The organism is Streptomyces sp. NPDC058239 (assembly GCF_042882185.1).
Taxonomy (GTDB): Bacteria; Actinomycetota; Actinomycetes; order Streptomycetales; family Streptomycetaceae; genus Streptomyces.
In genome coordinates this window covers 137853-155908 of the sequence record NZ_JBHVWS010000017.1, presented here as the reverse complement: position 1 = coordinate 155908, position 18056 = coordinate 137853, and the positions used below count along the sequence as shown (strand labels likewise).

Here is an 18056-nt window from a genome sequence, read left to right as displayed (position 1 = left end):
GCTCGGTCGAGCCCGTCCGGCGCCTGAGGACGGAAGAGCTCAGCCCTGCCAGGAGTGCGGGGCACGGAAGCCCGGGGTGCGTTCCAGGCGGCGCCATCCGGCGGTGCTGCGGCCGCGGTGGGCGGGGGTCGCTGCGGGCTGGGCGGCGGCGCGGGCGAGCAGGACCGCGGTTATGGCGGCCAGCTCTTCGGGGTCGGCAAGACCCTTCTCGACACGCAGCACGGACTCGGCGGCAGTGCTCATGGGTGGTTTCTCCGTCTTCTCGGCAGGTCTTCGCGGGCTCGGCAGGGTTGCTGCGACGCTGCGGACTACTGCGGGGGGTTGCCGTGCTTGCGGGACGGCAGGTCGGCGTGCTTGGAGCGGAGCATGGCGAGCGAGGCGATCAGCACCTCGCGGGTCTCGGCAGGGTCGATGACGTCGTCGACCAGGCCGCGCTCGGCGGCGTAGTACGGGTGCATCAGTTCGGCCTTGTACTCCTTGACCATGCGGGTCCGCATGGCTTCCGGGTCCTCGGCGTCGGCGATCTGCCGACGGAAGATGACGTTGGCGGCACCTTCGGCGCCCATCACCGCGATCTCGTTGGTCGGCCAGGCGTAGGTCAGATCCGCACCGATGGACTGGCTGTCCATCACGATGTACGCACCGCCGTAGGCCTTGCGCAGGATCAGCGAGATCCTCGGCACAGTCGCGTTGCAGTACGCGTAGAGCAGCTTCGCACCGTGCCGAATGATTCCACCGTGCTCCTGATCCACCCCGGGCAGAAAGCCGGGTACGTCCAAAAGAGTGATGATGGGAATGTTGAATGCATCACACATCTGGACGAACCGGGCCGCCTTTTCCGACGCCTCGATGTCCAGGACACCGGCGAGGGACTGCGGCTGGTTGGCGACGATGCCGACGACCTGGCCGTCCAGACGGGCCAGGGCGCAGATGATGTTGCGGGCCCAGCGCTCGTGGATCTCCAGGTAGTCGCCGTCGTCGACGAGCTCCTCGATGACCTTGTGCATGTCGTACGGACGGTTGCCGTCGGCCGGCACCAGGTCGAGCAGGACGTCGCCGCGCCGGTCGGCCGGGTCGTCGCTCGCCACGGTGGGCGGGTTCTCCCGGTTGTTGGACGGCAGCATCCCGATCAGGTAGCGGACCTCGGCGATGCAGGTCTCCTCGTCGTCGTACGCGAAGTGCGCGACGCCCGAGGTCTCGGCGTGCACATCGGCGCCGCCGAGGCCGTTCTGGCTGATCTCCTCACCGGTGACCGCCTTCACGACGTCCGGCCCGGTGATGAACATCTGGGAGGTCTCACGGACCATGAACACGAAGTCGGTGAGCGCCGGGGAGTAGGCCGCGCCGCCCGCGCACGGGCCGAGCATCACGCTGATCTGCGGGATGACACCGGAGGCCCGGGTGTTTCGCTGGAAGATCCCGCCGTATCCGGCGAGCGCGCTGACGCCCTCCTGGATACGGGCGCCCGCGCCGTCGTTCAGCGAGACCAGCGGGGCACCGGCCGAGATGGCCATGTCCATGATCTTGTGGATCTTGGTGGCGTGGGCCTCGCCCAGCGCGCCGCCGAAGATCCGGAAGTCGTGTGCGTAGACGAAGACCGTGCGGCCGTCGACCGTGCCCCAGCCGGTGATGACACCGTCGGTGTAGGGCTTCTTCTGCTCCAGGCCGAAGCCGGTCGCCCGGTGCCGGCGAAGCTGCTCGACCTCCTTGAACGAACCCGGGTCGACCAGCAGTTCGATGCGCTCCCGCGCCGTCAGCTTGCCCTTGGCGTGCTGCGCCTCGGTCGCCCGGTCACTCGGTCCGCGCCGGGCCTGCTCGCGCAGCGCCAGCAGTTCGGCCACACGGCCACGGGTGTCACTCGGCTCGCCCGGGGTTTCGTCCACAACGGTCATGTACCGACCCTACGAAGCCGGGCAAGTAAATCCTGCCGTCGACTCCGTACAGTCTCCTGACCTGTTTCCTGGTGGAGCCTGACAGAACCTTGGGGGCATGCAGGCGAAGTACCAGCCCTTACGGGTCCGTCTTTGTGCGGGTCCGACAAAGACGGACTGTGGTCTGCTGCACACTCGTGTCAGCCTCGGAGTGTGGTCCGGTCGGGGGGTCCGGGCCCTTGCGGACGGCATCCGGCCGCTCCCGTACCGCTCCCGCGCCGGTCACCGGGGCGGGACGCACGGCGGATTTCCGCGAGAATACCCCGGCCCTGCGTCCCCACCCGGCACTCCTCCCGAGCCCCGGCGTCTACCGGACCTCGCACCGCAGGGTGGCTCCCTCCGTTCCCGGCTCGACCCTCAGCACCAGCCGTCGGCCGGTGGCACGTACCTCGATCCCCGGGTCCGCCGAGACGATCTCCCGTACCGGCCGCTCCCAGACCACGTCCACCGGCGCACCGGTCCGGTCGGGCCCGCTGACGCACACCGTCGTGGAACGCCGCCCCTCCCGTACGAGCACGCTCGCCGCGGCCGTGACGGAGAGCGGACCGGCCGCACCCGGCTGCCAGAAATTGGCGGCGGTCACCCCCAGCGAGCGGACGGCGACCGCCTGTGCGGCGGCGGTGTTGGCATGCACGGTCAGCCAGTGCCGGTCGGCCGCGCGGGCGGCGACGGTTCTGCGGGAGGCGCCGGGCATCAGCAGGTATGCGTACTCGGCGTCGACCGGGTCGGTGCCGTGGTCGAGCCAGAGGGTCTGGTAGCGGCGGGTCCGGCGTTCGGTGGAGCTGGTGGTGTTGATGTCGGACCAGGCGCCGGTACGGTCCTCGCGCAGGGTGTGCAGGTCGGCGCCGCCGGGGAAGACCCAGCCGCCGTGACCCGCGAGGTGGGCCCAGCGGGGTCCGGTACGGTCGTCGACGGTGAGGGGGTCCGTGCCGCCCTCGCCGAGCATGCGGTTGTCGACGATCGTCTCGACGGGGACCTTGTCGGTACCGGTGATGCCGGCGCCGAGGCAGACGACCGTATCGGCGACGCAGAACCATGACTTACGGGCGTCCAGGGTCGAGCCGAGGCCCTTGAGGTGCTGGCCCACCGCGCCGAATTCGCCGTCCGTGGCACCGCCGACCCATTTCACCGCGGGTTTGGGCGCACCCCATTCGCCACCCGCCTTGTCGGCGAGCCGTTTGGTGGACACGGTCGTTCCGGGCAGGCGGTAGAAGTCGACGGTCGGCCAGAACCAGTCGGTGTACTGGTCGTTCTCCTTCCCGCCCGGCCACCAGTAGAGCATTCCGGCGCCGGTGTGCCAGCCGCGCGGATTCTCGCCGTTGCCGCACTCGTAGTGCGAGATCCGCTCCGAGGCCATGGAGATGCCCGCGGCCCAGTCCGGGCGGCGGTGCACGGCGCGGGCCATCTCGGCGAAGAGGTGGTGGCCCACCCGCTCGGGCGCGGCCGGTACGGCGGCGGCCTGGACCGCGTGCAGCCGGGCCAGGTCCGCGATGCCGAACTGGCGGGCGGTGAGGATCGGGCTGGTCCGGTCGCGGGCGATCCAGCCCTTGATCATGCCGTGCCACCGGTCGCGCTCTGCCGCTGAGGCACCCGCGGCGAGGAGGGCGATCCCGGCGATGACGCCCTGCCCGTGGAAGTGGTCGCCGCGCATCACCTGGAGGTCGTCGTTCTTCAGGTAACCGCGGCTGATGGCACGGCCGTTGACACTGTCCATGACCAGGCCGTTGTAGATCAGCGGCGCATACGCGCGCTCGACGCTGTCCAGGATGATCTGCCGGTCGGGGTCGGTGACGGCCCAGGTCGAACCGGCGAGCAGCGCGAAGAGGCGGCCGAGGCCGTCGAGCATGACCTGGCCGTAGGTGCCGGAGTAGGCGACGGTGGTGTGCTGGATGAACGACCCGTCCGCGTACAGGCCGTCTCCCTCGGTGACGTACGGGAAGACGGGTGACAGCGCGTCCCTGGCCAGTGCGACCTTCGCGGGCGCCCTGCCGAGGACGCCGCGCAGGGCGACGGAGCGGCACAGGTCGACGCGGTTGGCGCCGGTGGAGGTGCCGCTGTAGTCGCGGAGCACGGCGTCGGGGATGAAGTGGTCGACGGCGGCGCAGGCGGCCTCGACGCGGGCCGCGCCCAGGTGCTCGTACAGGACGGACGTGATGTCCATGAGGATGCGGGGGCTGCCGATCTGCCACTCCCACCAGTTGCCGTACGGGGTGACGGAGGAGTGGTAGGCCGTCCGGGCGAGGTGGTCGTAGCCGCGGATGATGTCGGCGAGCAGTGCGGCGTCGCCGGTCGATCCGGTGCCGGGCTGGGCATACGCCTGGGTCATCGTCCACAGGCGGCTGTATCCCTGGGTGATGCCGGACGGCGGGTTGTACGTGATGCCGGGCCACAGCGAGTCGGCGGCCGGGCTCATCGTGGAACGGAACCCCCGGGCGAGCGTGCCGATTTCGGCGAGGCGGGAGGCGTACGGTTCGGCGGCCGCGTCGAAGCCGGCGCCGAGCGCGATCCCGGTCCAGCGCAGACGGAGGGTGTCGAACTCGTCGGCCTCGGCGGCGGCTGCGGCCGTCGCGGAACCGGGGAGGGAGATCGCCAGGGCGGTGGCGGTCGAGAGGGCGAGCAGGGTACGGCGTGACCATACGGGCGGGTTCGGCATGTACGGCTCCAGTTCGTCGGGGGGAAGGCCATCGCATGCAGATGCGGGACGGGTGCCCACCATGCGCACCCGTCCCGCATCCTGCGCTCTCAACTACCGCAATGGAAGCGTGCGTCACCCCAGTCCGCGTGGTCGTTGCCGTTGCCGTCGCCGCCGTCGCCGACGACCAGTTCGACGTACTTGGCCCCCGTGACGTCCGCCGTCAGCGACCAGGCGCTGTCGGCCGCCTTCAGCACGGGCGACTTCACCTTCTCGGTGCCGTCGGCCGTGACGCTGAACTGCACGCTGCCCCGCGAGGTCTGTACGTCGTCCACGCCGACCTGGGCGGTGAAGGAGGTGCACCTGCCGCCCAGGTAGTAGCGGATCTTCGCCGGGGCGTGGCTGCCGAGGCCCTTGGTGTAGGCGGTGCCGCCGATCTTCAGCGGGGTACCGTCGCCACTGCCCTGCTCTCCGTTGGAGAGGTCCCGCTCGACGGGTCCCCAGCCGTTCTCGGAGGCCGTCCAGTCGAGGTCGCTGGCCCAGCTGTCCGTGGTGGGCGGCGGCGGCAGGGTCCGTACGGAGGTCTGCGCGCCGAGGGTGCGCCGTGCGCCGCCGGCCGTGTACGTCGCCTCGGAACTCAGGCTGTACGTCTGGTACTTGGCATCCACCGGCGGCGTGACCTGCCAGCTGCCGGTGACCTTGGCGCCTGCCGCGACCGAGTCGAAGGTGACGGCGCCCGCGGGCTCGGCCTTCCAGCCCTCGGGGACGGTCAGGCTCAGCGCGACACCGGTCGCCGCGGTGGCCTCGTAGTTGGTGAAGCTCGCCTTGACGGTGTTGGCCGTGCCCGGCTCCAGGGTCTCGGTCGCCGGGTCGACACCGAGCGTGCCGCAGGCGGCCTGCTCGGAGGCGGGGGCCGGGCCGAGGTCGGTCACGGTGAACGCGTCGAGGACGAAGTCGGCGCCGTCGGGTGCGTCGCCGCGCTTGCGCAGTCCGGTCCAGGTGGCGCCGCAGCCCGCGGTGACGGTCTCGCTGAAGTGGCCGGTGGTGCGCTGCTGTCCGACGGGGGTGGTCCGGGTCTCGACCGAGTCGGGGTTTCCTTCTGCGGTGATCCGGTCGTAGCCGTCGACCCATTCATAGGCGCCGGCGTGGCTGGACTGGTAGTCGTACTCGACCTTGTAGCGGTGGCCGTCGGCCATCGGCACGGTCCAGGGGGCGGTGCGGTAGACGAGTCCGGTGTTCTCCTCGTGGGCCTTGAGGGACTCCTTGCCGCCGATGACGTCGTCGACGAGCTTTCCGTTCCAGCCGGCCTGGGTGTACGGGGTGTGCAGCTGGGAGATGACGGTCCGGGGGTCGGTGGAGCCGCCCGCGTCGCCCTTGAGGAAGGGGCCCCAGCCCTGGTCGACGTCCTCGAAGTCCTCGTACACGACGGTGTTCTTCTTTGTCGCCGGGGAGTTGGTGACAATGCGTACGTCATCGGCCCGGACGCTCGCCGCGCTGCCCTTGGCCGCTTCGATACGGAGCGTGGCGCGGCCGTTCGCGGGGGCGGTGAAGTTCACCTTCGCCCGCTGGAAGTACGTACCGTGCCAGTCGGACGCGGCGACGTAGTCCTCGGCGGTGGAGCGGTCCACCGCGACGGACCTGCCGCCGATGGAGAGCGTGGTGTGCCGGGTCTTTCCGGGCTGGACCTCGATGAGCGCGGATGCGGTGTAGCGCTTGCCGGGGGTGAGGCCGTCGATGCCCTGCGAGAGCGCCGCCGTGCCGGTGCCGGAGAGTTCGGCGCTGTTGCGGCCCTGGCCGTCGGTGTCGCGGGCGACGGTTCCGGTCTTCGACCAGGCGCTGAGCCCGTTGTCGTTGAAGCCCGGATCGTCGACCGGGGTGCCTTCGCCCCACTTGGCGTCGGCGGCCTTCGGCGCCCGGTCCGGGTAGAGGACGTACGGCTGACCGGCCTTGGCGGTCAGTGTGATCTTCCCGCCGGACGGCTTGACCGTGCCGGTCTTGACCCGCCCGTTGTCGGTGAGCTCGTAGACGGTGTACGTGCCGTTCGACGGCACCGCCCAGCTGCTCGTACCGCCGGACTTGCTGTAGTGGTACAGCTTCTTCCCGCCGTCCCACGGCAGCAGGTAGTCGGTGCCGCTCAGGACCTTGCGGCCGTGGTCGTAGAACGTCCGCTTGCCGTCCTCGACCGTGCCCCGGACATCGCCGGTGAGGGTGACGTCATTGCCGTCCCAGCGGGTGATCTTCTGCTGCTGGAGGTACTTGGCGGGCAGATTGCGCTGCCAGATGTTGTCGTAGAAGGCGTTCCAGTCGGTCTCGTTGGTCCAGCCCTCGAACTCCTCGATGGCGGTCTGTCCGAGGACCGGATCGTTGTTCCAGACGTCCTTCTCACCGTTGCGGATGAACCGGATGATCTTCGAGTTGAGGCCCTTGTTGGTGGCGCCGCCGTAGTCGAGGTCATTGGCCCAGTGCGACCAGAGCGAGCCGCGCTCGAATTTGTCGGCCCACTCGGTGGCGACGTTCCAGCCCTGCTCCTGCACTTCCTGGAGGGTCTTGTCGGGGATCCAGCCGTGCGTGTAGTAGACGTCGAAGTAGAGCAGGCTGAGGTTGCGGTCCGTCTCGTCCCGCAGCTGTTGTATCCGCTTGGCCAGGTCGCCGCTGTTCACGTCGCGGCGCTGGTCGATGTAGTAGCTCTGGCCGAGCCAGTTCCAGCCGGGCTTGGTCTTGTCGACGAGCTTCTCGTCGAAGGCGTTGGCCTCCGGATACGCCTCGGTGTCGTTGATGTGGACGCCGAAGGTGGCACCCCACTTCTTGCCGTCCTTCAGGAGCTCGTTGAGGTCCTTCAGCCCGCCGGCGCGCTTGTTGTAGTTGCCGCCGTAGTCGGGGTGGGCCGAGTCGTGGCCCTCGGAGGCGAAGCCCTTGAGGATCGCGAGCTGCCCGAGGCCGTCGGTCGCGAGGGAGACCCGCTTGACGTCGTCGAGGGTGCGCAGGAAGGGGTGGGTGGCCTGGCTGGCGAAGTTGAACGGGATGTGGGTGACGACCCGGTCCGGGGTGTCCTTGCTGCCGGGCGCCGCGATGCCGATCGAGCGGAACGCGACGGCTCCGTCCTGCCAGTCGACCTTCTTGTCGCCATTGGCGTCGGGAGTGACGACGACCTTCGCCCAGGGGAGGTTGTCCCCGCTCTCCGGCTTCGGCGCCCCGTCCCCGCGGTAGGTCCACTGGCCGGACCAGACGCCGACCCGGACACTGCCGTCGTCGGCCTTGCGGGCCTGGTGCCAGAACCGGGCGTCGTCGCCGCCGGTGGCGCCGGAGGGCTTGTCGTACGAGGAGTTGGACTCGACGGCCGCGGCGAGCGAGCCGGTGTTGAGAATCGCGTACGAGGCGCCGACCGGCGCCGTGTCGGCGGCGGTGTCCGGAGTGACCCGGGCGAAGACGTCGGCGGTCTTCGTCGAGTCGTTGTCCAGCCTTGTGAAGGCGGTGGCGGCGCCGTTGTCCGTGGAGCCGACGGAGACCAGGTCGTGGCCGGGAATGTCGATGGTGCCGACGCGGAACGCCTCGGTGTCACGGACGGCCGTCACCTTGAAGGTGGTGGCGCGTCCGGAGACGGAGAGCGAGGCGTCGATCTCGATGCCGGGCAGGTCGGTGAAGGTCAGCGTGTAGCGGGCGGTCGAGGCGGTGACCTCGGGTGCTCCCTTGAGCTTCACGGGGTGCGCGGTGCCGTTGAGGGTGACGGCGGTGACCGGCTGCGTACTGCCGAGCAGCTGATCGCCGCTCGCCCTGTCGGTGTACGCCAGGACGCGCGGGAAGTCGTCGGCGACGGCGACCGAGAGTTGCGCGGACCGGATGACGGTGGCGTCCGCGGGTACGGCCGACTCGACTGCGGCGGGTGAGTGGGCGGCGGCTGTGGCGGGGAGCGCGGTCCCCACCAGCGCCAGGACGGCGGCTGAGGCGGCGGCGACAGCGCCCGCCGAAGTGAATCTTCGCGACATGTGCCCTGAGTAGTCCCCCTGTCCGGACACCGTCAACGACGTACGGCTCCTCGGGGCGCTCCAGTCCAACAACCGTGATGCGTAAGTCCAAGTGGACCGTACGCGTCCACCGGCCGACGTCTTGGGGACGGGGCGGCCGGAGCGCCTCGCGCCCCGGGCCGATCGCGCCGGTTTCGGTACGCGATGCCGGTGTCAGGTACGGCGTCTCGCGGCACGGCGGTCGTCGGCGCTGCCGGACGGGTCGGGATCGGTGTCGGCGCCGGCCGGCCCGTCGGGTTCCGCCGGTTCGGCGTGCTTGCCGTCCGCCCAGGTCAGGGCGGCCACCATGGAGCGGAAGGCGGTGCGGTAGATGCGCGGGCCGGTGCCCGTGTGGTGCTGGAAGTGGTGGCGCAGGTTGGCGGGGGTGCCCAGCCCGGTGCGCGTGGCGATGCGCTCCACCGGCTCGTCCCCGCGCTCCAGCAGGCGCTGCGCCGCCTGGACGCGGGCGCGCAGGAGGTACTGGAGCGGGGAGAGCCCGGTCTCGGCCCGGAAACGCCGGTTCAGGCCGCGGACGGTGAGCCCCGCGTGGTCGGCGATGTCGTTCAGCGTCAGCGGGTGGTCGAGGTGGGCCTCCATCCACCGGATCGTGGGCCCGAGGGAGTGCGGGCCGGTCCCGTGGCGGATTGCGGGCCCCGTGGCGTCCTCGGCACCGGCGGGTGCGTGGAGCTGCATGAAGACCTGCCGCTCCGTCTCGATGGCGACCGGTACGCCGTGGTCCAGGGTGATCAGGTGCAGGCAGAGATCGAGGCCGCCGAGTACTCCGGCCGCGCTGTGGAACGGGTCCGCGTCCACGACGGCCCCTTCCGGATCGACCTCGACGCGGGGATGGCGCCTCGCCAGCTCCGCCGCGTACTGTCGCCCGGTGGCCGCCCGGCATCCGTCGAGGAGCCCGGTGGCGGCGAGGGTGAACGTCCCGGTGCCGAACGCGCCGATGCGGCTGCCCCGGTCCGCGGCGGCCCGCAGCGCGTCGGCGACCTCGGGTTCCGGCTCGTCACGGAAACCGGCGTGTCCGGGCAGCAGTACGGTATCGGCGTCCGCCAGCCCTTCCAGGCCCCAGGGCGTGTCGATGCGGAAGGGCGCCGGGGAGCCGGTCCCGCGAAAGCCGGGAGCGGTGCAGTACCGCAGCTCGTACGCGACATGCGGGTGGTGCCGGGCGGCTGTGCCGAAGCACATTCCGGGCCCGGTGAGTTCATGGCCCGGCACCCCGTCGAGCACGAGGACGGCGATCACTGGCATGTCCAGAATTTAGCCGAGGGTGACATCAGGACCGCTTTTTCCGGACGGGACCGATACGGAGGATGGGTGTTGCGCGGCACCGGAAGCGAGAGAACGCCCGGCAGCCGGTTCGCACATCCACCACGCGCACGACGCGCATCGGAACGAAGGAATCACCCGTGTTCACACGCAGCTCGCCGTCCGCCGGCCCGTCCCGGTCCCGCAAGTCCCTCTCCCGCCGTGCGGGACGGGTCGCCGCCGTCGCCCTGGCCGCGACGGCCTGCGTCACGGCCATGTCCCCCAGCGCCAGCGCCATCGTCAACGGGCAGGAGGCCACGCAGCGTTACCCGTTCATGGCCACGCTCCCGCAGACGGCCAAGTTCCCGACAGGTGACGGCGAAACGATCGACGTACGCGCCCAGTGCGGCGCATCGCTGATCACCTCGCGCTGGCTGGTGACGGCGGCCCACTGCGTCAACCCGGAGGCGCTGGACGGCATCGTCCGCATCGGGTCCGACGACCGCGAGTCCGGCGGCACCGTGCGCCACATCAAGCGGACCGTCACCCACCCCGCCTACGACGTCGAATCCGATCCCAGCACGAACGACATCGCGCTCGTCGAGCTGGACCGCCCGGTCTCGGAGAAGCCCATCCGCATCGCCAAGTCGGTGGGCCGGCCCGGCACCCCGACGCGACTGCTCGGCTTCGGTACCGTGCGCGACACCGACTACCTCCCCGATGCGGTGTTCCCGGACAAGCTCAAGCAGCTGGACACCCGCATCGGCGCCGTGAACGAGTGCTCGCCCGGCCGCGCCGACAAGACCCGGATCTGCACGATCAGCAAGACTCCGGGCGCCATGGCCTGCTTCGGCGACTCCGGCGGCCCGCAGATCCAGCACGGCCGGGACGGGCGCTGGGAGCTGGTCGGCGCCACGTCGGGCGACGGGGACACCGACCCGACCTGCGGCACCGGCCCCGGCATGTACACCAACGTTCCCGCGTACTCCAAGTGGATCGACAGGACCATCCACTCGCACCGCTGACGCGGCACGTACCCGGGCGGGGGGACCGTCCGTCGGCCCGCCCGGGTACGTCCGAGTACGCCCTGACCACCGCCGCTCCCCCGTCCCCCTACCCTCGGATAGATTCTGAGTATGTCCGTAATCGCCGTTCTTGTACCTGACAGGCTTCCCGGACACCAGCTGACCACCCCCGGGCTGGTCTTCGGGACAGCGACGACCGGCCACCCCGACGCCGACTACGAGGTGCGGCTCTGCGCCGCCCCCGGCCTCACCGCCACGGGGGCACCCGCACCGCTCCGGATCTCCGTCCCGTGGGGGCTCGACGGCCTCGCCGACGCGGACGTCGTCCTGGTCCCCGGTCAGGACGGCGACGGCCCCCGCGACGAGCCCACGCCCGAGGTGCTCGCGGCACTCCGGGCCGCGGCCGCACGCGGCTGCCGCATCGGCGCGACCGGCACGGGCGTCTTCACCCTCGCGGCCACTGGCCTCCTGGACGCCCGCCGCGCCACGACCGGTTGGCGCCACACCGAGGAGCTGGCCCGCCTCCACCCCCGTATCGAGGTCGATCCGATCGGCACGGTCGTGACGGACGGCCGGTTCCTCACCTCGGCCGGGATCTTCGGCAGCCTGGACGTCTGCCTGCGCCTGCTGGCCCAGGACCACGGCGAGCGGGTGGCCGGTGAGACCTCCCGGGAACTCCTCACCCCGCTCCTGCCCCACGGCGACCGCGTCCAGGAGACCATCGACCGCGAACTCACCGAGAGCGCGGGCATCGAACCGACGCTGCGCTGGCTGGAGGCCCGCCTGCACCTCCCGCTGACCCCGGCGGACCTCGCCGCGCACGCGGGGATCAGTCTCAGCAGCCTCAACCGCCGCTTCCACGCGCAGACCGGCGCCACCCCGTCCCAGTACCTGCTGCGCCGGAGGCTGGAGCGGGCCCGCGAACTGCTGGAGGACACCGACGAAGGGGTGGAGCGGGTGGCGGCCCGGTGCGGTTTCACCTCGCCGGCCAGCCTGCGCCACCACTTCTCCCGACTGACGGGCACCACACCACGCGCCTACCGGACCCGCGCGCGAGGCGGGCCACATCGGGGCGGACAGTGATGAACAGGCCTTGAGCAGGCCGGGATTGCTCCTTCGACCACGGGCGTGTGCAGGAACGGTGGAAAAGTTCCCCGAAGCCGGCCCTCCCCCGGAAGCCCTCCACGTAGCCTGCTACCGAATGACGAGCACGCGGTGGGGGCGGTGCGCGTCCGCTGCCGCGGCTCACCGACGGATGCCATCAGGGGGCAGCATGCTCAAGCTGGACGCTCCGGGTAATTCTTTCCAATCCGTGATCTCCAACCACGACTATCCGGATACGGAAGCCGAGTGGAACGGGACCGGGCCGGGGTGGGGCTGGATGTGGGTTCCTTATCCTTTCAACTCGCAGCGCGTGCAAGGGCAGTTCACCCGTCACGTCTTCAAGCGCAACCAGACGTCACGCGATGATCTCCGGGCTTTCATCGGCGAGAACCTCGCCGAGAACGATCGACGCTGGTCCAAAGCGGCCGCTGCCGCCCTTCGTGGTGTCACTGCTCAGGAGTTCGTCCTGATCTGCTCGAACGTCTGGGCATTCGCCTTGTTCGAGGTCAACTCAGGCTCGACCGCGAAATCCGGTACCGCTTTCTACAACCGGTGGGTCGGAGGGGTGAACGCCGATCCGGAGGCCCCGTACATGCTGATGGCCGCGGAGAAGCCGGTCGTCATGGCGATGGGCTGACCACGGTTTCGCCTCACCGGCCGAGCGCCTGCCGGACGGCGTGGAGCCGGTCCGGCAGGCGTCACCGGCGGACGTGGAACGTCACCAGCGGAGGGCGGTGAAGTCGATCGGCCGGGGCCGCAGCAGCGCCGTGCGTTCCGCCAGTGCGTGCAACCGCCGGGACATCTCGTCGACGTCCCGGCGCTGCCGGTCGCCGTGGCCGGGCAGTACCCACTCGAACCGCAGGTGCCCCGCCGTCCTCGCCAGGGAGGCGGCCAACTCCTCGATGGAGTACCAGGTCACGCTCTCCGCGACTTCGAGATCATCGGTCGTGCGCGACCAGTAGAAGCTGTCGCCGCTGAAGCAGTACCGGTCGTCCGCGAGATAGAGCACGCTGCCCCGGGTGTGGCCGGGCAGCGGATGGGCGGTGACTCCCTCGCCGATCTCCACCGGGTCGAGCCCCCGGATCACCTGGTCCGCGTCCGGCGCCGCGTCGAGGTCCCCTTCGTGGATCCACATCCGGGCGCCGAAGTGGTCGGCGTAGCGGCGCCCGTGCGCGACGTGGTCGCGATGGGTGAGCAGCACATCGGTGACGGGCCCCGTCGTCGCCACGTACCGCTCGGCGAGTCCGGGGCTCCAGCGCGGGGTGTCGATCATCATGACCGTGCCGGACGGGCGCCGCAGCAGATAGGAGTTGGCGCCGGCGGTGTGCTGGGAGTTGTGCCCGCAGACCAGTACGCCGTCGTCCAGCGCCATCGGGAACGGGTCGAGCGCCGGGTCCGGCTGCCCCGACGCGGGCCGGATCGAGCGGGTGTGGCAGGCGAAGACGGCGGCGTGTAAGCGCCGGTTCTCCGCCTCGTCGCTCGGTTGCCGCAGGATCCGTGACGCCCCTTCCTCCTCTCCGATCAGCTCGGGTGCGAACTGTCGGGCTACGTCGCAGTTGGTGCAGCGGTCGTCCACGTACCAGTCGGCCATGGCAGGGTTCCTTTCACTTCCACGGGATACGACCCCATCGGGGGCCGCCGTTCCAGGGATAACCCACGCGCGACCGGAACCGATAGGCCACCCGCCGATCCAGTGCTTCGGATCCCGGGCCCCTCACGCGAAACAGGGCGGCACGCCCGACGCCTGGCGCGGGGTCCGGCCGCGCACCTCGAACTCGCACCACACCACCTTGCCGGGGTTCCGCTCCCCCACCCCCCACTTGTCGGCGAGCGCCGCCACCAGCAGCAGCCCCCGTCCGCCCTCCGCATCGGGCGCCGCGCCCTCATCGGCGAGGCGCACCTCCCCATCACCACTGTCGTGGACCTCGACCCGCAGGACGCCGTCGGCCGGCTCCAGGTAGAGGTGGGTACGGAAACCGCGACCGGGCGGGACACCGTACAGGAGGGCATTGGTGACGAGTTCGCTCACGCAGAGCAACACGTCGTCGACACGGGCATCGCACGCCCAGTCGACGAGGGCCTGGCGCACGAACTGTCGTACGAGCGGGACGGACCGGCGTTCCCGACGGTGGAACGCTTCGCGGAAGTAGGGGAGTTGAGTTGGTTCGTTCACACCGCCAAGGTCACACAACGTCACTACTGTTGATCAGCGCATCGGCTCGTACAACGCAGTTGTACGGCTTCTGACGGGTCATCCGGGTTTCGCGACGGGGAGAGGCACTTCATGCACTCGGCGAGGAAGAACAAGCGGATCACGTCCTGGCACCTGATCGGCGCCCAGCTGGCGACGTTCCGCAAGGCGGCCCGGATGACACAGGCGGCGCTGGCCGACCAGTTCTGCGTGGGCGAGGACACGATCGCGTCGATCGAGCAGGGTCGCAGGCCGTTGCAGGCCGATTTCGCAGCGCAGCTCGACGAACTGCTGGGCACGAAAGGGGTGTTGCAGGTCGCGGTGTCGAAGGTGCCGCAGAAGGAGAGGTTCCCGGCGTTCGTGCAGGATTTCGTGGAGTACGAGCAGGAGGTGCTGACGCTGCTGTCGTACGAGAACCAGGTCGTCCCAGGACAGTTGCAGACCAAGGAGTACGCGCGTGCGGTCTTCGTCTCTCTCTATCCACCGCTGGAGGAAGAGGAGATCGAAGAACGGGTCACGGCGCGACTCGACCGCCAGAAGGTCTTCGATCGCAAGCCGAGACCGATGGCCAACTTCCTGCTGGAGGAGAGCATCTTGCACCGGCCCATCGGGGGGCGTCATGTTCTCCGCGAACAGCTCCGGCATCTGAGACGTTGCGCTGAACTCCCTTTTCTGGGACTGCAGATCATGCCGAGCGACCGCGAGACGCATGCCGCACTGGACGGTCCGATGGTGCTGTTGGAGACCCCCGATCACGATCAGCTGGCCTACATCGAAGGGCAACGCATCAGCTTCCTGATCGACGATCTCGACGAGGTCAGCGTTCTCCAGCAGAAATATGGGATGCTGCGTTCGCAGGCGCTCTCTCCTGAACGAAGCATGCGCCTTTTGGACGAACTGCTTGGAGAGTCATGACCCGCGCAGCACACCCGGCCCCCAGCTCGACCGCTCTCGCCTGGTTCAAGTCCAGCTACAGCAGCGACCAAGGCGGCGCCTGCCTCGAAGTCGCCTACGACTGGCACAAGTCCAGCTACAGCGCCAGCGAGGGCGGCAACTGCGTAGAAGTCTCCGCTCACCCCACCGCCGTGCACATCCGCGACTCCAAGGTCACCGACGGCCCCGTCCTCACCGTTCCCCCCGCCGCCTGGGCCGCCTTCCTCGACCTCGGCTTCACGGCCTGAGGGTCGACACCACCGGGATTTCGGCCCCCCCGTGTGCCGGACCATTGGGCCTGATCGCCGGCTCGGCGGCCTTCGACGAGTCCGGCCTCTGGGAACAGCGGTACAGCGGTTATCGGTGAGAACGATCATGGCCGTCTAGCACAGTGATCCACTTCGCTGCTGGGGTTCGGTGAAACGCCTCCGAACCTGGTCCGGGGCTGGCTACGGTCCGGCTCGTGCCGGTGGAATTTCTGAGCGATGAGCAGGCCGGGGCGTACGGGACGTTCGCCGAGGAGCCGACGAGGCCCGAGCTGGAGCGGTTCTTCTTCCTGGATGATGTGGACCGGGACCTGATCGCCCTGCGGCGGACGGAGCATCACCGGCTCGGCTTCGCACTCCAGATGTGCACGGTGCGCGGCGAAGGTGCTGCTTCAGGAGCTGGAGCTGGTCGAGGAGCAGGAGGCGGACCTGGACGTGGCCGCGCTGTGGGCAGCAGTGGAGGAGGTCGCGCCGCGTGCCGCCGTGATGACCGCGGCGGCCACCGTGGTGACCCTGGTGCCCGAGGACGAGAACTCGGCCGAGGTCGCCATGCGGGCCGCGCTCGCGAACCGGTATGCGACGGTGCGCCCGTTCCTCGCGTTGCTGGGTGAGTCGAAGGCGCTGGACGCGGCGAGTGCCGGGAAACGGGTCCTGGCCGGGGTGCGGGGGCTTCCGGCGCTGGCGCGGCGGAAGGTGGGGGTCAAGCCGCTGCTGCCGCGCGAGGTGGACGCCAAGCTCGTGCCGCCGGCGTGGCGCAAGGCGGTGTACGCCAACCCCGACCTGCCGCAGGGTGCGGTGGACCGGGACGCGTACGTGGTGTGCGTGCTGGAGCAGCTGCACCGGGCCCTGAACAACCGTGACGTCTTCGCCTCGCCCTCGCACCGCTGGTCCAACCCGCGGGCACGCCTGCTGGACGGGCCCGACTGGGACGCGGTCGAGGAGGACGTCCTGGCGGCCCTGAGCCTGGACATGCCTGTCACCGAGCACCTGGCGGAGCTGGTGCGGGGCCTGGACGCCGGGTGGAAGCAGCTCGCCGAACGTCTGGAGGAGGCGGGGCCGGCGGCGAAGGTCTCCATCGAGGTGCAGGACGACGGGCGGGTAAAGCTGAACGTGGACAAGCTCGGCGCGCTCGGCGAGCCGAAGTCCCTGACCTGGCTGCGCAAGCGGATCGGGAAGATGCTCCCGAAGATCGACCTGCCGGACCTGCTGTTCGAGGTGAACGCCTGGACCGGGTTCCTCGACGCCTTCGTCCACCTCGGCGACGGCACGACCCGGATGAAGGACCTGCCCACCTCGGTGGTCGCGCTGCTGGTGTCCGAGGCGTGCAACATCGGCCTGGCCCCGGTGGTCAACCCCGGCTACGAGGCCCTGACCCGGGCCCGGCTCGTGCACGTCGACCAGTACTACCTGCGCGCCGACACCATCGCCGCGGCGAACGCGCGGCTGATCGCCGCCCAGGCCGACATCCCGATCGTGCGTTACTGGGGCGACGGACTGCTCGCCTCCGTGGACGGGCTGCGCTTCCAGGTGCCGGTGCGCACCATCAACGCCGCCCCGTCGCCGAAGTACTTCGGGTTCAAGCGCGGCATCACCTGGCTCAACGCCGTCAACGACCAGGTCGCGGGCATCGGGCAGATGGTCGTCCCGGGCACCCCGCGCGACTCCCTGCACATCCTGGACGCCCTGCTGAACCTCGACGGCGGGGTGAAGCCGGAGATGGTGGCGACCGACAACGCCTCGTACTCCGACATGGTGTTCGGCCTGTTCAAGATCCTCGGCTACAACTTCAGCCCCCGGTTCCGCGACCTGGACGACCAGCGGTTCTGGAGGGCCACGATTCCCGGCGTCGCCACCGGAACGTACGGCGCGGTGGAGGACCTGGCCCGCAACCGCGTGAACCTGAACAAGGTGATCACGCACTGGCCGGACATGCTGAAGGTCGCCGGTTCCCTGGTCACCAACCAGGTCCGCGCCTACGACCTGCTGCGCATGTTCGGCCGCGACGGGCGCCCGACCCCGCTCGGGGCAGCGTTCGCGGAGTACGGGCGGATCGCCAAGACCGAGCACCTGCTGCGGGTGGTCGACCCGGTGGACGACACCTACCGCAGGCAGATGAACCGGCAGCTCACCGTGCAGGAGTCCCGCCACAAGTTGGCCCGGGACGTGTGCCACGGCAAGCGCGGCACCATCCACCAGGCGTACCGCGACGGCATGGAGGACCAGCTCGGCGCACTCGGCCTGGTCCTCAACGCCATCGTGCTGTGGACCACCAAGTACATCAACGCCGCCGTCGACCGGCTGAAGGCCGAGGGCCACGAGATCCGGGACGAGGACATCGCCCGGCTCTCCCCGCTCAAGCACCGCAACCTCAACCTCCTCGGCCGCTATAGCTTCACCGCTTCGACGCCGGTCGCCGGCGCCCTGCGCCCGCTGCGCGACCCGGACGCACCTGAACTGGACGAGGACGACGACGGCGGGGACAACGCGGACTGACTGAACAAGAGGCGTCCAGGGCACTCATCAGCCGTGCAGCGGCTTGGGCCTGCGGCTCCATTGAGCTGCCATTGACCGCCTTGACGCCCTCGGCGTCCAGCTGCTCGGTTCTCACTCGCTCAACAAGGCCGGTGAGTTGCTCTCAACTGACGCAAGCAAACACCGGATCTCGTCGCGAGCAAGTCGGCCCGGTCCGGCCTCTGTCTCATGCATATGCGCTCCGACG

At 69.9% G+C, this 18056-nt stretch carries 12 protein-coding genes and 2 pseudogenes; 7 read left to right on the top strand and 7 right to left on the bottom strand.

What is annotated here, in order from left to right:
• Positions 1-39 precede the first annotated feature (39 nt).
• The 5 genes from ACFVYE_RS20305 to ACFVYE_RS20285 form a co-directional block, all read right to left on the bottom strand.
• Positions 40-243 carry an acyl-CoA carboxylase subunit epsilon gene (locus tag ACFVYE_RS20305; protein ID WP_093897832.1) on the bottom strand — a complete coding sequence of 68 codons (204 nt, stop codon included), beginning with the start codon at positions 241-243 and terminating at the stop codon, positions 40-42.
• Between the two features lie 65 nt (positions 244-308).
• Positions 309-1892 carry an acyl-CoA carboxylase subunit beta gene (locus tag ACFVYE_RS20300; protein WP_114246860.1) on the bottom strand — a complete coding sequence of 528 codons (1584 nt, stop codon included), beginning with the start codon at positions 1890-1892 and terminating at the stop codon, positions 309-311.
• A 346-nt stretch (positions 1893-2238) separates the two neighbouring features.
• Entirely contained in the window at positions 2239-4584 is a 2346-nt protein-coding gene (locus ACFVYE_RS20295) for a polysaccharide lyase 8 family protein (RefSeq protein ID WP_389606689.1), read from the bottom strand.
• Positions 4585-4673: 89 nt separating this feature from the next.
• A complete protein-coding gene (locus ACFVYE_RS20290; RefSeq protein WP_389606687.1) occupies positions 4674-8546 on the bottom strand; it encodes an endo-alpha-N-acetylgalactosaminidase family protein in 3873 nt (1290 codons plus the stop codon).
• 192 nt (positions 8547-8738) lie between these two features.
• Complete coding sequence (locus ACFVYE_RS20285; protein ID WP_389606685.1) at positions 8739-9821, bottom strand: GlxA family transcriptional regulator; 1083 nt, start codon at positions 9819-9821, stop codon at positions 8739-8741.
• A gap of 158 nt (positions 9822-9979) precedes the next feature.
• Here ACFVYE_RS20285 and ACFVYE_RS20280 point away from each other — a divergent pair, with 158 nt between their 5' ends.
• From ACFVYE_RS20280 to ACFVYE_RS20270, 3 genes are all read left to right on the top strand, one after another.
• Complete coding sequence (locus ACFVYE_RS20280; protein WP_389606683.1) at positions 9980-10843, top strand: S1 family peptidase; 864 nt, start codon at positions 9980-9982, stop codon at positions 10841-10843.
• A 111-nt stretch (positions 10844-10954) separates the two neighbouring features.
• Positions 10955-11926, top strand: coding sequence for a GlxA family transcriptional regulator (locus ACFVYE_RS20275; RefSeq protein ID WP_389606681.1), 972 nt, complete (start codon positions 10955-10957; stop codon positions 11924-11926).
• Positions 11927-12116: 190 nt separating this feature from the next.
• Positions 12117-12584, top strand: coding sequence for a hypothetical protein (locus ACFVYE_RS20270; RefSeq protein ID WP_389606679.1), 468 nt, complete (start codon positions 12117-12119; stop codon positions 12582-12584).
• Between the two features lie 81 nt (positions 12585-12665).
• On the opposite strand, the gene ACFVYE_RS20265 is transcribed toward ACFVYE_RS20270, so the two are convergent.
• Positions 12666-13538 carry an MBL fold metallo-hydrolase gene (locus ACFVYE_RS20265; RefSeq protein ID WP_389606677.1) on the bottom strand — a complete coding sequence of 291 codons (873 nt, stop codon included), beginning with the start codon at positions 13536-13538 and terminating at the stop codon, positions 12666-12668.
• A gap of 123 nt (positions 13539-13661) precedes the next feature.
• Complete coding sequence (locus ACFVYE_RS20260; RefSeq protein ID WP_389606675.1) at positions 13662-14120, bottom strand: ATP-binding protein; 459 nt, start codon at positions 14118-14120, stop codon at positions 13662-13664.
• Between the two features lie 111 nt (positions 14121-14231).
• Here ACFVYE_RS20260 and ACFVYE_RS20255 point away from each other — a divergent pair, with 111 nt between their 5' ends.
• The 4 genes and pseudogenes from ACFVYE_RS20255 to ACFVYE_RS20240 form a co-directional block, all read left to right on the top strand.
• Positions 14232-15053, top strand: coding sequence for a helix-turn-helix domain-containing protein (locus ACFVYE_RS20255; RefSeq protein WP_383973794.1), 822 nt, complete (start codon positions 14232-14234; stop codon positions 15051-15053).
• Positions 15050-15319 (top strand): DUF397 domain-containing protein, encoded by a 270-nt coding sequence (locus tag ACFVYE_RS20250; protein WP_383973796.1) that lies wholly within the window; start codon positions 15050-15052, stop codon positions 15317-15319. The genes ACFVYE_RS20255 and ACFVYE_RS20250 overlap by 4 nt, the downstream gene beginning before the upstream one ends.
• A gap of 215 nt (positions 15320-15534) precedes the next feature.
• Positions 15535-15663: pseudogene (locus tag ACFVYE_RS20245) on the top strand (hypothetical protein); the annotation flags it as partial.
• Between the two features lie 31 nt (positions 15664-15694).
• Positions 15695-17830 (top strand): annotated as a pseudogene (locus ACFVYE_RS20240) (Tn3 family transposase); the annotation flags it as partial.
• Between the last annotated feature and the right edge of the window lie 226 nt (positions 17831-18056).